Annotated in this window: 13 protein-coding genes and 2 pseudogenes; 7 read left to right on the forward strand and 8 right to left on the reverse strand. The window is 69.2% G+C overall.

All coding sequences use genetic code 11. The annotated features are described in order from the left end of the window. Window positions 1-9: 9 nt before the first annotated feature. Window positions 10-831: an SDR family NAD(P)-dependent oxidoreductase gene (locus ABD340_RS23390; protein WP_344591591.1), complete on the reverse strand. Its 822-nt coding sequence runs from the start codon at window positions 829-831 to the stop codon at window positions 10-12. After that, on the reverse strand, window positions 831-1,244 hold the full coding sequence (locus tag ABD340_RS23395; RefSeq protein WP_344591593.1) for a PPOX class F420-dependent oxidoreductase: 414 nt from the start codon (window positions 1,242-1,244) through the stop codon (window positions 831-833). Before ABD340_RS23395 ends, ABD340_RS23390 begins: the two co-directional genes overlap by 1 nt. A gap of 118 nt (window positions 1,245-1,362) precedes the next feature. On the opposite strand from ABD340_RS23395, the gene ABD340_RS23400 reads away from it, so the two are divergent. The 4 genes and pseudogenes from ABD340_RS23400 (at window position 1,363) to ABD340_RS23415 (ending at window position 4,103) form a co-directional block, all read left to right on the forward strand. Beyond that, on the forward strand, window positions 1,363-1,902 hold the full coding sequence (locus tag ABD340_RS23400; protein ID WP_344591594.1) for a TetR/AcrR family transcriptional regulator: 540 nt from the start codon (window positions 1,363-1,365) through the stop codon (window positions 1,900-1,902). Between the two features lie 235 nt (window positions 1,903-2,137). Beyond that, a pseudogene (locus ABD340_RS23405) lies at window positions 2,138-2,254 on the forward strand (helix-turn-helix domain-containing protein); the annotation flags it as partial. A gap of 279 nt (window positions 2,255-2,533) precedes the next feature. Then, window positions 2,534-3,127 carry a helix-turn-helix domain-containing protein gene (locus ABD340_RS23410; protein ID WP_344591595.1) on the forward strand — a complete coding sequence of 198 codons (594 nt, stop codon included), beginning with the start codon at window positions 2,534-2,536 and terminating at the stop codon, window positions 3,125-3,127. A 127-nt stretch (window positions 3,128-3,254) separates the two neighbouring features. Next, window positions 3,255-4,103: a class I SAM-dependent methyltransferase gene (locus ABD340_RS23415; protein ID WP_344591597.1), complete on the forward strand. Its 849-nt coding sequence runs from the start codon at window positions 3,255-3,257 to the stop codon at window positions 4,101-4,103. Window positions 4,104-4,358: 255 nt separating this feature from the next. Here the strand turns inward: ABD340_RS23415 and ABD340_RS23420 are convergent. The 5 genes and pseudogenes from ABD340_RS23420 to ABD340_RS23440 form a co-directional block, all read right to left on the reverse strand. Then, a pseudogene (locus ABD340_RS23420) lies at window positions 4,359-4,822 on the reverse strand (SRPBCC family protein). Between the two features lie 993 nt (window positions 4,823-5,815). Beyond that, window positions 5,816-6,379 (reverse strand): hemerythrin domain-containing protein, encoded by a 564-nt coding sequence (locus tag ABD340_RS23425; protein WP_344591598.1) that lies wholly within the window; start codon window positions 6,377-6,379, stop codon window positions 5,816-5,818. 517 nt (window positions 6,380-6,896) lie between these two features. Further along, on the reverse strand, window positions 6,897-7,745 hold the full coding sequence (locus ABD340_RS23430) for an SDR family oxidoreductase (RefSeq protein WP_344591600.1): 849 nt from the start codon (window positions 7,743-7,745) through the stop codon (window positions 6,897-6,899). 559 nt (window positions 7,746-8,304) lie between these two features. Continuing rightward, window positions 8,305-8,448 carry a hypothetical protein gene (locus tag ABD340_RS23435; protein ID WP_344591601.1) on the reverse strand — a complete coding sequence of 48 codons (144 nt, stop codon included), beginning with the start codon at window positions 8,446-8,448 and terminating at the stop codon, window positions 8,305-8,307. Between the two features lie 36 nt (window positions 8,449-8,484). Continuing rightward, window positions 8,485-8,694, reverse strand: a complete 210-nt coding sequence (locus tag ABD340_RS23440; RefSeq protein WP_344591603.1) for a hypothetical protein — start codon at window positions 8,692-8,694, stop codon at window positions 8,485-8,487. Here ABD340_RS23440 and ABD340_RS23445 point away from each other — a divergent pair. Next, window positions 8,687-8,929, forward strand: coding sequence for a DUF6411 family protein (locus tag ABD340_RS23445; protein WP_344591604.1), 243 nt, complete (start codon window positions 8,687-8,689; stop codon window positions 8,927-8,929). The two genes, ABD340_RS23440 and ABD340_RS23445, sit on opposite strands and share 8 nt — an antisense overlap. Window positions 8,930-9,272: 343 nt before the next feature. Here the strand turns inward: ABD340_RS23445 and ABD340_RS23450 are convergent, their stop codons facing one another. Beyond that, on the reverse strand, window positions 9,273-10,043 hold the full coding sequence (locus ABD340_RS23450) for a class I SAM-dependent methyltransferase (protein WP_344591606.1): 771 nt from the start codon (window positions 10,041-10,043) through the stop codon (window positions 9,273-9,275). A gap of 135 nt (window positions 10,044-10,178) precedes the next feature. On the opposite strand from ABD340_RS23450, the gene ABD340_RS23455 reads away from it, so the two are divergent. Next, window positions 10,179-10,781: a TetR/AcrR family transcriptional regulator gene (locus ABD340_RS23455; protein WP_344591608.1), complete on the forward strand. Its 603-nt coding sequence runs from the start codon at window positions 10,179-10,181 to the stop codon at window positions 10,779-10,781. 334 nt (window positions 10,782-11,115) lie between these two features. Next, window positions 11,116-12,036, forward strand: coding sequence for a hypothetical protein (locus ABD340_RS23460; protein ID WP_344591609.1), 921 nt, complete (start codon window positions 11,116-11,118; stop codon window positions 12,034-12,036). Window positions 12,037-12,059: the final 23 nt, after the last annotated feature.

A 12,059-nucleotide genomic window follows, 5' to 3' on the forward strand; every position in this document is an offset into this window, starting at 1 on the left:
AAAGCCGCTTCAGGCGATGAGCTCGCGGGTCTGGTCATAGAGCCGCTGGGCGGCCTTGGGATCGAACCCCGGGCCGTCCATGGCGATCGGGCGGCCCATGAGCGAAGCGGTGAGCGGCTCGGCGGGTGGATCGTTCAGCAGGTCAAGGATCGGCACGATGGCCTTCTCGACCGGCTGTGCGGTCTTGCGCATTGCTTCGATCTGGGCCGCGACGTGCGCGTCGTACTCGCCGGAGAGCGCCGTCGCGACGCTGCCGGGGTTGTACAGCACGTACCGGACCTTGCGTGAGGGCCGGATCCGGGCGTATCCGGTGCCGAGCAGGTCGTTCAGCAGGCCGCCCTGCATGATCGCGCCTTGGCCGTCGTAGTCCCGCTCGCGGCCGAGGTCGTCCCAGCGGATCTCTTCGGGGTTCGGCCCCGGACCCGCGACGTTGAGGATGACCGGCTCGTCGGCGGCGTCGAGCAGGTCGGTCATCTCATAGCTCATGACGAACCGGCTCAGGTAGAAGTGCGCGAAGGTGTTCTCGAGCCCCTCGGCCGTGACAAGGCGGGTGGAGCGAAAGTGCCGGGCGCACAACATCAGCGCGTCCACCTTCGCGAAGTGCGTTCTGAGCTCTCGGACGGCCTGGCGGGTCTGGTCCATCAGGCTCAGGTCGGCGCGGACGAAGCGGGCCCGCTCGGCGGCGCCGAGCCGCCCGGCCGCATCGAGGAAGGCGGCCCCCTTGTCGGCATTGCGCCCGACGATCGCCACCTTGTGGCCGCTGTCCAGGCAGGCGAGCCCCACCGCGCGGCCGATGCCGTCCGTGCCGCCTGTGATGACGAAGGTTTTCATCAGAACGTCCTTCCGAGGATCTCCTCAGGGGTGACACGGACGGTGATCAGGTCGGTGGCGCGGGCCGCGGCCTGGGGGTTGTGCTCGGCGAAGGGCAGTCCGGTGTACTTGATCGACAGTGCGTCCACCAATTCGCGTCCGGTGCCGCGCTCGAGCGTCGCGGTACCGCGGATCGCCGCGTAGGTGTAGGGCGTCCCGGGGGGATTCAGGAGCACGCTCACCCTCGGGTCCCGCCGCAGGTGCCGGCCCTTGACGTTGTCGGCGGCCGTCACGAAGAGCGGCCCGTCGCCGTCGCGTCCGATCCAGACGACCGACTGCTGCGGACAGCCGTCCGGCCGGATCGTCGCCACGGTGGCGAACACAGGGGAGTCGAGCATCTCCCTCACCTTCTCGATCGCAATGCCGAAAGCCATGCCATGACCTCCTCATCAGTTAGCGTCACATCACTGTAGCACTTAAAAATGTAGATGCCTCTATAGTGGGGCGATTCGCTCGTGAGTCGTCAGGCTGATGGGTAGGATCGTGGTCGCCATGAGAGCCGACGCTGTACGCAACCTCGACGCGGTCCTCCAGACCGGCGCGCGCCTGCTACACCAGGACCCGGCCACGAGCATCGCGACGATCGCCGCGGAGGCGGGCGTCGACCGGCGCACCGTCTACCGCCGGTTCGTCGACCGCGAGACGCTGGTGGCCGCCATCTACCGGGCCAAGCTCGAGGCCTGCCAGGAGGTCGTCGACCAGGCGCGGTTGAACGAGGCACCGGTGCCCATCGCGCTGCACCGCTACGCCGAGGGCATCATCGACGTCAGCCGCCGCTGGCCCATCGACCTGAGCCGACTGCAACAGGACGAACAGTCAGCCCTCCGCCTGCACGAGCTGATCGGATGCCTCGACGCCTTCATGGAACGGGCGACACGCGAAGGTGTGATCAGGCCCGGCCTGCCCGACCGCTGGGCCCGATCCCAGCTCATACACCTGACCAACCTCGCCGCCCACGAGATGCCGGAGCTCACCCCCGCCCAGGGCGCCGACCTCATCGTTCAGTCGCTACTCGAGGGGATCGGCACCTGACCGGTGCGCTGACCACATACGTTCGCCAGGTCAGGCGACACGCCCACTGGGGTCCGCGGCATCGATGCCTGTTGCCCTCACGCTCGTAGCGAGGTGATCGCTGTCGAGAGTGAGGGCGCGGATGGCAGAACAGGTGAGAGCACGGCGGCCGACCGGCCTGGAAGGCCGGGAGCCGCAGCAGATCGTGCGACGGGGCAAGCATGAGTCGATCCGGGTCCGCCGGGCGTTGATCATCATGGCGTCGACGGTCCCGGCGCGACTGGTCGCGGCGCATGAGGACACCGTGCGGGACGTCGTCCACGCCTTCAACGAGCAGGGACCGGCCGCCCTGGACCCTCAGTGGGCGGGAGGCCGTCCCCGCCAGATCGGCGGTGACGACCAGGACCACATCGCCCAGGCGGCCGCAAAGCGCCCGCTCAGCGCTGCTCGTGGCCTTCGTCGTGCTCGCCGAGGGATTTGGTCTCGAGAGCATCCTGGGCGCGTTTCTGGCTGGTGCGATCGTGGGCTTTGTCGATCGTCACTCGGCTACGCATCCGCATTTCCGAACGAAGCTGGAGGCGATCGCAGGTAGATGCCGCATCGCGCCGGACAGCAGCACCCCGTCTTGCACATGGGGCATACGGTGTTGCCCATGACGCAAGAAGATGGAGAGCTGGACAGCCTCGTACGCAAACGCATCCGCGCCCTGCGGGTGGCGCAGGGCTGGTCCCTGGAGGAACTGGCCACCCGTGCCCGCCTCAGCCAGTCCTCACTGAGCCGCATCGAGAACGGCCGGCGCCGCCTCGCGCTGGATCAGCTGGTCACTCTCGCCCGCGCCCTGGACACCACGTTGGATCAGCTCGTGGAGACCGCCACCGACGACGTGGTCACCAGCCCGATGATCGACAGCACCCACGGCTCGATGCGCTGGACCGTAAAGGGTGACCCCGGCATGAGCGTGGTACGCCAGCGCATGACCGAACCACCCCCCGAGAACCCGGCGCGCATGCGTGCCCACCCGGGCCGCGAATGGCTCGTCGTCCTGTCCGGCACCGCGAGCCTCATGCTCGGCCACCGCCGCATCCGCATCGAGACCAACCAGGCCGCCGAGTTCCCCACGATGATGCCGCACGCGATCGGCGCCGAGGGCGGCCCGTGCGAGATCCTGGGCATCTTCGACCGCGACGCCCGCCGCGGCCACCAGCGCGAGGACGGCGTCCGGGACGCTCAGGGCCCGCGCGCATGACGGCGCGGGCCGCCCGACGGCCTCCGCAGCGGTGACATCTTGCGCGTCGGGCAGCACACCCGACCATCGTCTTGCGTAAACGGGAAGAAATCGTGCCGCAGGCGCATGACCGTCCTAGCGTGAAGACATGACCCAAGCGCACCCGCACGGACGCCACCAGGAGCACGGAACCGACGGCCAGGCAGAGCTTCTCGACCTGGACGCCGAGATCCTCGCCGAGCACATGGCCTCCATCACCGCATGGCTGCCATTGACGACCGGCCCGCGCCGGATCGTGGATCTGGGCTGCGGCACGGGCGCGGGCACCTTCGCCCTCCTCGACCGCTTCCCCGAGGCGCACGTCACCGCGGTCGACGCGTCCGCCGGACACCTCCAGCACCTGCGCGAAAAGGCATGCGCCCGCAGTGTGGAGGAGCGCGTGCGCACCGTGCTGGCCGACCTCGACGACCCCGCCTGGCCCGACCTCGGCTCACCGGACCTGGTGTGGGCGTCGGCCTCCATGCACCACATGGCCCACCCCGATGGCGCACTGCGCACCGTCCACGACGCGCTCGCGCCCGGCGGCCTGTTCGCCGTCGTCGAACTGGCCGGCCACCCCCGCTTCCTACCCGAATGCGCCCCCGAGGACCGGCCCGGCCTGGAAGAGCGCTGCCACGCCGCGGCCGACCGCCTCCACGCCGAGCGCGTGCCCCACCGCGGCGCCGACTGGGGCCCGATGCTGACCGCCGCCGGATTCACGGTCGAGGGCGAACGCACCGTCGCCGTGAACATCAAGGGCTCCTCCAGTGAAGCGATCGGCCGCTACGCCCTCGGCATCCTGCAACGCATCCGCACCGCCGTCGCCGGAACGCTCTCCGTCGAGGACCTCACCGCGCTCGACCAGCTCCTCGACACCGGCGGCCCGCACAGCATCCTGTGCCGCGACGACCTGGCGGTGCGCACCGAGCGCACCGTCTGGGCCGCCCGCCGCACCTGATCCAGAACACCCCCGTGGCCCTCAGGGCAGCCTTATGCCATGGGGAGAGCCGTGCGATCCGCGCAAGACGGGCCGAAAGTGGGTGGAATTGGCAGGCCGGGTATCGGCCGGTCCGCGCCGGACTCCGGCTCCGCCGACGGGCGGGGCGTCCGACAGGCCGATGCCGGCCGTGACCACCTCGACACCGATTGGCCGCCTCAGGTAGGAACGGCTGCCGCGAAAGCCGCCGCCGCTCCTACCGGGGCCGGTCGGCCGTTAGCGGCGGGGGTCCTGGGGGACTTCGCCTCGCCAGGCGCCTGACGCGCCGCCGCGTTCCTCGATGTACTCCTTGAACCGCCTGAGGTCGCCCTTGACCCGGTCTTGGACGATGTTGAGCTTGTCCGCGGCCTGTTCGACCACTCCCTCGGGCTCGATCTCGATCTGGAGCATCACCCGGGTCGTCGAGGGGTCGATGCGGTGGAAGGTGACCACACCCGCCTGCTGGGGGCCCTCGGTCGAGTGCCAGGCGATGCGCTCGTCCGGGTGCTGCTCGCTGATCTCCGCGTCGAATTCCCGGTGGACCCCGGCGATACTCGTCTCCCAGTGGGTCCTCGTCGACGTCACCTGTTCGATCCGGTCGACGCCCCCATGAACCGGGGGAACTCCTCGAACTGCGTCCACTGGTCGTAGACCGTGCGGACGGGGACCGCAACGTCGATCGACTGCTCGATCGTGCTCATATCCTGCTCCTTCGCTCGGCGTCCCCGCCCCTGCCCGACGCATACAGCCCCAAACAACCAAGAAAGGCTCCACGGAAGTCATGCAGGTGACCCCTCGTCGCCGCGCGGGCATGGATCACACGGGACGAGCACGCCGGATCGCCACGGACCCGGCTGGGGCCGGGACCGGGTCGGACGGCACCGGTCCAGGTGCCCCCGAAACAGATCATCACCGCTCGATGACCAGCCGAGTGACGGCCGCGGACGCGTCGGAGCGGGCTGTGCTGGCCGCCCAGGGCCAACGCCTGGCTGAACCGGTTGCAGATCAAGGTGCTTCGGGGCGACCTGCTCGGGCCGGTGGCCAGCCAGTCGTTCGACATGAACGTAGCGAACCGGCCGGGCGTTGCTCGACCGGATCTGCAAGCGGGCACCCCGCCGGGTTCGCCGCGCAGCTGCTGATCGTGCAGTCGGCCGTCTCGGGGGTGCAAGCGACCTTGGAGGCGCTGAGCGCGCAGGGGCTGGCGGCATCGGTCGCGGCCCGGCGGACCCAGCCGTACGGCCAGGTGTCGCGGGCGCGAGCCGCCGACTTGGAGGCCGCTGGACTCGCAGCGCCGGGCGCGAGTCGAAGGAGCTGGTGGAACGCGGCCGGGCGCTCACCACGTGATCAACAATTTGAGCGGCGCACTCAACGAGTTCGGCTACATGAGCCCCGGCCAGGCGCGAACGTACTGGAATCGGGCCCCGGCCCAGGCTGAGCTACCTGGATAACGAGGAGGGCCGGGGCTGGTCGGCGGTCGCCTCGGCGCCGGCCGACAACTCTATTCCCACTCCGCCGTCCTGACCGCTCAGTTCGTCGCCGGCTTCCGGCCGCCGGGGCGGGCACCGGCGCAGGGGTGCCCGGCCGGTGCCGTCAAGCAGCTTTCCCCCTTTGAGGAGCACGAGCTCGGAAGCGGAAGCCGTCCTCGCGCCCCCGCCTCCGGATCGCTCATGTGCTCCGTTGACTTGTCTGGACGGTCACTTGCCGCGGCCGGACAGGTGGTCGCGTGCCCGGTCGACCAGCCCGACACCGGGCGCCAGGATCTTCAGCAGCGTGGGCGAGTCAGGCGCCGAAGGGTGCGGACGGGTGGGCGCCCTGTCCTTGGCGGCCTGCACCTTCTCGCCCAGATCGGCCAGTTCGGGCGCCCCGGCGTGCCGTGAGAGGGCAGGGAAGAGGTTCTCCTCCTCATCACGGACGTGCAGCCGGACCTCGGTCATGAGCCGAGCCAGGAGGGTGGAGAACTCCTGGTCGGCCGCGTCGGCCTCCTCCAGGTCCTTCATGATCTCTTCGACCGTGGCATGGTCGGCGAGCTCCCTGTCGGCGATCTTGTCGCCGTCGGGCACGAACCGCCGGGTGGCCGGGTAAAGGTACATCTCCTCGGCGACCGAGTGCCGTACCAGCTCAATGATCGCCTGGTCGGTGAGCCGCCGCCGGGTCTCCACGTCGTCCGGCCGGGCCGCCTCCAGCTGCTCGAACAGCTCCTCCACCTCACGGTGGTCATGGGTGAGAATGCTGACGACGTCCGCCGCCTTCGTAGTCATGATCGTCTCCTCCCTCCATCGCTATCGGGTTCAAGGGGCCCCTATCCCGCGCGCCGGACCTCAAACGAGAGCGATTCATCCTGGCACCGGTGTCAGCACTGTGACCCAGCCCGTGCCAGGGCCGATCACGCGTCTGGATGCACGCCGTCCGGGCGTGGCATCGTGATGCGCTTCCGACGGCCCGGCAGATGTCGCATTCCTGCGCCGCCCGCAGGCACACGCACGAGAAGATCCGCGACCACTGGGAGCCCAAGCCAAGAGTGCCGAGGGGCCCTCCGACGAGCAGACGAAGGGCGGCCGCGGCACCTCGCGCAAGACGGCCGGGGCCGCTTGGACGCCAACGTCTCCAAGCAGGACCTGCGGCGACGTCGCCAAGGCTGCATCTCGGGCCGCTCCAGCATGACCAAGGACGAGCTCGAAGCAGTGAGCTCATCGCGATCGTCGCCGCCCCGCATGCTGAACGGGAGGGCCCGCCCGCGCCGCGAGCCCGCGGGGACTGCGGCTCACCCCGCCCCAGTCAGCCTGGGTGAATCTCACCGCCCGCAGGGACGAGGGTCTGACCTGTGTAGTAAGACGAGAGCCGGTTACTGGCGAAAAAGACGTACGACGGGGCGATCTCATCCGGCTCGGCCGGTCGGCTCATTGGCGCCTGTTCGCCGAAGCCCTCGACCCGTTCGGCGTCGAAGGTGGCCGGGATGAGCGGTGTCCAGACCGGGCCGGGGGCGACGCAGTTGACCCGAATACCGCGGTCCATCAGTACCTGGGCCATCGACTGGGCGAAGTTCATCGCCGCCGCCTTGCTCGCGGAGTAGTCGATGAGGGTCTTGTTGCCGCGCAGCCCGTTGATCGAGCCGGTGACGACGATCGCACCGTCGTCGGGCATGTGGGCCAAGGACTCCTGCACGATCCAGACGAGACTGTGCACGTTTACGTTGAATGTCCGTTCGAGGTGATCGGTGTCGATCTCTCTTACATCGTCCACCGGATCCTGCGTACCGTGGTGCAGGACGAGCACGTCTATGCCGCCGAACTCCTGCACGGTGCGGGCGACCAGGCCCCGGCTGTGTCGCTCGTCGTACACGTCCCCGCCGATGGTCAGGCAGCGGCGGCCTTCCGCTTCGACCAGCCCGGCCGTGTGCCGGGCATCGGCGTCCTCGCTCAGGTAAGCAATGGCCACATCAGCGCCCTCCTTGGCGAACGCCACCGAAACCGCACGGCCTATCCCCGAGTCACCGCCGGTGACCAAGGCCCGCTTCCCTGACAACAGCCCGCGCCCGGGATAATCGCGCATCTCGTCTCGCGGCTCGGGCGTCATCTGCCCGGTCTCCCCCGGATAAGGCTGACTTTGGGCAGGTGGAATGGTCATCGACACATCTCCTCGATCATCAAGTCGGCAACACGATGGGCGGTGAGCCGCTTTCGAATCGGTGATGAGACATCGGCGCCGCCAGCGCGGTTTTGATATGCGCTGACACTGCAGGCAGACCTCGAACGTCCATGCCGCCGGAACTCGCATTTCCGGCATAGCGCCGCAGTGTCCTTGGCGCGCTCATCCAAGCGTCTGGACTTTCTTGGATGAACGCCGAAGCCCTCGACAGCCGCGCCTCACCGTTTTTGGTGGTCTTCTCGGCCCCTTTTACCATCACAGTTGGGATATCCGAGGACAGGGGGCCCAAACCACCGACCGCGACATGGGGACTCCCTAGCCGACGCAGCGGCGGGCCCGGGAATGCCGTGATCCGGAGATCTACGCGGCTCCCCGGAGCTGGGTAGAGAGGGCGTACCCCGAGCACTACAACAAGTTCGACGAGGGCGGGCACTTCGCCGCCTGGGAACAGCCGCAGTACTTCTCCGAAGATCTTCGCGTAGGACTGCGGGCACTCCGTTAGACGGGCGCGTTCGAAGAATTCGGCGCTCGCCTTCGCTCAGCGGGCGGCCGGGTGGCTCGCCTCGGTCGAAGGGCCCCGCGGGCCGGCGTTCATCCGCGGCGTCTGCGGCGGGGTGGTGATGATCGGCAGACCTCCGGCCGTGAACACCCCGGCGAACACCGGATCGCGGTCATGAATCACAAACCGCGGCGTGTCGAGGCGTTCGCCCAGGTCCGCTCACGCCCCGGTCGGGCGCGCGGTCACTCCGCCCAGGTGAAGTCCGCGGGTGCCGTGCTCGATGAACACCAGGCCCGTCACCCGTGGACAACCGGGCGGGCGGCGACGCATTCGAGGACCGCGGCGCGCCGGGACGGCCGATTGCGCGGCCTGGGTGTGGGTAAAGCGCCTGCGAATGTAGCCGCTCGAAAAGGTCAAGATCATGGTCATCGTCGCCATCGTGGCCGTCTGCGCGGTCCTGCTCGTCCTGGCATTCCTGCTGCCACGGCTCTCGCGGCACCCGCAGCGCGGTACGCAGCGTGCGCTCGGTATCGGCTCGCGCGCGGGCTCCTCGGCCCCCGGCGCTCTCGGGCGGCTGCTGAGCAAGCCGTTCCGCAGCTCCTCGCGGGCCGTCGGCCGCAGCGGGTCGGCCGGGCGCCGCGCCCGCAGCCGCTCCCCGTTCTGAACCGTCCGACCACGCCGCTCGCCGTGGACGCGTCCCGGTCGGCGCACTTCATGACCGAGTGGCACCAAAGATACGGATGTCGAACGCACGTCGGTCTGCATGTATTCGCAGGTCACAAGTACGACGGCGTCCGAGGTGGCCTCGATGATCGAGGGTCTGCTCCGCCACCTGACGAGCGGGGAGATCGACCGCCAACGGATACGATCGTGGCTTTGCGTTCGCGCACTTGCTGAACTTCAACCTGCTCCCCAGGTTGGGGAACATCGGGCTTATGGCCCGGCCGGCACGAGAGTGTCGGAGGGGGAAAGCGGGAGGACGAAGGGGCCGTCGAGCTGCGGGGCGGTCACGGGTTCAGGTCTCTGGCGCGTACGGCGGTCGCGGCCAGGGTGGTGTAGTTCATCGTGAAGCGTCCGCCCAGGGAGTCGATGGCGCCCCCGACCGCGTCCAGGATCTCGGCCAGCTGATCGGGACGGAGTTGGGTGAGGCCGCCGGTGGTGGGTAGCAGGTCCAGCCATTGGTCGCGCGTGTAGGACCGCTCCCAGTCGAATCGCCACTGCTCGGGATCGTTGAACTGTTCGGTCTCGCGGATCTTGTCGGCGACCTGCGCGTATGCCGCCTGATAGAGGTCGAGTGGACGTCGGGCCGGTTGGCCGTTGAGCGGGGAGTCGGGCACCGCCCGCCGGTAGGCGGCGGCGAACGGTTCGGCCACCTCGGTAGGCGGCTCGTACACGTGCCCGAAGATCGCCAGTCGTCCCCCTGGGCGCAGCACACGTGCCGCCTTCACGGCGCCGGCGACCGGATCCACCCAGTGCCACGACTGGGCGGCGATGACCGCGTCGAACGTCCGGCCGGCCGGCTGCCAGGCTTCGAAGGCCGCCACCTCGACCTGCAGGCCACGAGCTCCCGCGAAGTCGGCCATCCGCGCATCGGGCTCGACGCCGAGCACGGCGCAGCCCGCGGCCTGGAACTGGCGGGCTGCGATGCCGGTACCGCAGCCGACGTCGAGCACGTCAGGCCCAGGGCTCCCGGCGACGATCCGCGCCACCAACGCATCGGGGTAGCCGGGCCGGGCTTGGTCGTAGCGTGGCGCGTCCACGCCGAACGACTCGGCCATCCGCCGGGCCTTATTCGGCTCCGCTGGGGACGGTTCTGGTTGCTCTCGCGATAGTATGGGCATGCGCCCACCTTAATGGGCATACGCCCACTAGGCAACGGATGCCAGCGGGTCGACGCACGAGAGGAGTTGTGAGTGCCGACTGGGGTGCACCTTCACGACGCGCGGCAGCAGCTGTTCGACGCTGCCGAACGCGTGCTTCTGCGGGACGGGCCGAACGGGCTGACCAGCCGGGCCGTCACCGACGAGGCGGGCTGCGCCAAAGGCGTCCTGCACCGGCACTTCACCGACTTCGACGCCTTCCTCACCGACCTCGTGCTCGACCGGGCCGCGCAGCTCGAGACAGAGGCGAGCGCGCTGCGCGCCTCCGCCGGCACCGGCACGGTGACCGACAACCTCACCAGCGGGCTGACCACCCTGTTCGGACCGATTCCGGTGGCGATCATCCCGCTCATCACCTTCCGGGACGAGCTGCGCGCACGGCTGCGGCAAGCCAGGCCCGGAGGCGGCATCGCAATCCTCGCCCAGGCCACGACCGCGATCTCCGCGTATCTGGCCGACGAGCGTGAACTGGGCCGCATCGCGGCCGACGCCGACATCGACTCGCTCACCCTCTCCCTGGTCGGTGGCGGGCATCTCCTGTTCGCAGACCGAGACCCCGGCCCGCCGGCCACGGCAGCCGTCGACAAGTTCGTGACAGCGGTCATCGCCGACGCCGTGCAACGCCGACCGGCCTAGGAACCCCCGAGTGTCGGCGAACGGCCGTCTGCCGACACTCGCGCCCGTAATAGCGAACCCGCAGGTGGGAAGTGTCGGCAACCCGTGTCGTGGATCAACGTCGGTGAACGGTCTGCCCGATGGATTCCGACACATGCTCACCGGCTACGGCCAACACCAACGATGGGCTCGCTTCCGCACGGGCCCGCGGCCGAGTCGGCGGGTGCCGACCGAAGCTGCGCCACCTGGGCCTGTCCGGAGTCGACTTCAGCACCGCTGACATAAGGCGTTCCGGCAAGAAGAGGGCCCGATCAGCAGATCCGCCAACGTGTCGATACCTTGAACAATCATGAAGGTGACCATGCGAGACGAGATCCGCTCCACCGTCGAGGAGTTGCGCGGCACCTACTTCGACGGCAAGGGGGCGGTTGAGCGGGAGTTGCTGGATCGCGGCGCGCCGCTCGTCCCGGAACTGCTGGAGATCGCGGCGGAGGAGGGCACACTTCCTTACACCTTCAAACGCTGGTTCGAGAAGATCGGCGGAGCGGCCGACGAGCTGCTGCGCGTCCGGCGCGAGGGGCCGGGCCGGCTGCGGCGGTACGCGCTGGAGGCCCTCGCGAGCATCGGCGCCGCGCACCGCCTGGACCGCCGGGACCGCGCGGCCGTCGAACGGCTGGTACGGCTCCGACTCAAGTACGCCGCGGACGACGGGGACGACCTGGCCCGGTGGCCGAGGTACTGGCCCGGCTTCTGGATGACCGTGCGCGGCGACGGCCTCAAGGCGATCACGGCCGAGCTGGGCCTGCACCACCTGACCCGCGCGACCGTCCCGATGGGCGTGCACGCGGCGGTGATGGAGGAGCATTCGATCACCGTCACCGGCCCCGCGGGTGAGCGGCAGTACGCCGAACGGATCTTCATATCGCCGCCGGTGGAGGGGTGGCGGATCCTCTTCCTCGGCCACGAGAGCCTGGGCCACCTGACCGACTGGGCGAAGCGGCTCAGCCGCGTCTGCGGCGAGGCGCACGCCTACTACAACGACGAGTACGACAGTGACGACAGCTCCTGGTACATCGCACGCGACGGCGCCCGCCACCGCGGGCCGTTCGCCTTCGAGGACGAGGAGGACGAGAAAGCGGACCCGGACACCGTCGCCACGTACATGAGCGTCACGCCCGACGCCCTGATGCTGGCCGACGACCTCTCGGACGGCTGGCTCGCCACCACCCACCCTGAGGTGACTCCCTGGCACTTCAAAGGCGCGCTCCCGATCTAGACCGCACGGATCCTGCTCACCCG

The organism is Actinomadura vinacea (assembly GCF_039532545.1).
Classification (GTDB): domain Bacteria; phylum Actinomycetota; class Actinomycetes; order Streptosporangiales; family Streptosporangiaceae; genus Spirillospora; species Spirillospora vinacea.

Excerpts from the sequence above, each read along its gene's own strand:
- ABD340_RS23390 (WP_344591591.1), bottom strand. The coding sequence starts at position 831 with ATGAAAACCTTCGTCATCACAGGCGGCACGGACGGCATCGGCCGCGCG.
- ABD340_RS23395 (WP_344591593.1), bottom strand. The coding sequence starts at position 1,244 with ATGGCTTTCGGCATTGCGATCGAGAAGGTGAGGGAGATGCTCGACTCC.
- ABD340_RS23400 (WP_344591594.1), top strand. The coding sequence starts at position 1,363 with ATGAGAGCCGACGCTGTACGCAACCTCGACGCGGTCCTCCAGACCGGC.
- ABD340_RS23410 (WP_344591595.1), top strand. The coding sequence starts at position 2,534 with ATGACGCAAGAAGATGGAGAGCTGGACAGCCTCGTACGCAAACGCATC.
- ABD340_RS23415 (WP_344591597.1), top strand. The coding sequence starts at position 3,255 with ATGACCCAAGCGCACCCGCACGGACGCCACCAGGAGCACGGAACCGAC.
- ABD340_RS23425 (WP_344591598.1), bottom strand. The coding sequence starts at position 6,379 with ATGACTACGAAGGCGGCGGACGTCGTCAGCATTCTCACCCATGACCAC.
- ABD340_RS23430 (WP_344591600.1), bottom strand. The coding sequence starts at position 7,745 with ATGACCATTCCACCTGCCCAAAGTCAGCCTTATCCGGGGGAGACCGGG.
- ABD340_RS23445 (WP_344591604.1), top strand. The coding sequence starts at position 8,687 with ATGGTCATCGTCGCCATCGTGGCCGTCTGCGCGGTCCTGCTCGTCCTG.
- ABD340_RS23440 (WP_344591603.1), bottom strand. The coding sequence starts at position 8,694 with ATGACCATGATCTTGACCTTTTCGAGCGGCTACATTCGCAGGCGCTTT.
- ABD340_RS23450 (WP_344591606.1), bottom strand. The coding sequence starts at position 10,043 with ATGGCCGAGTCGTTCGGCGTGGACGCGCCACGCTACGACCAAGCCCGG.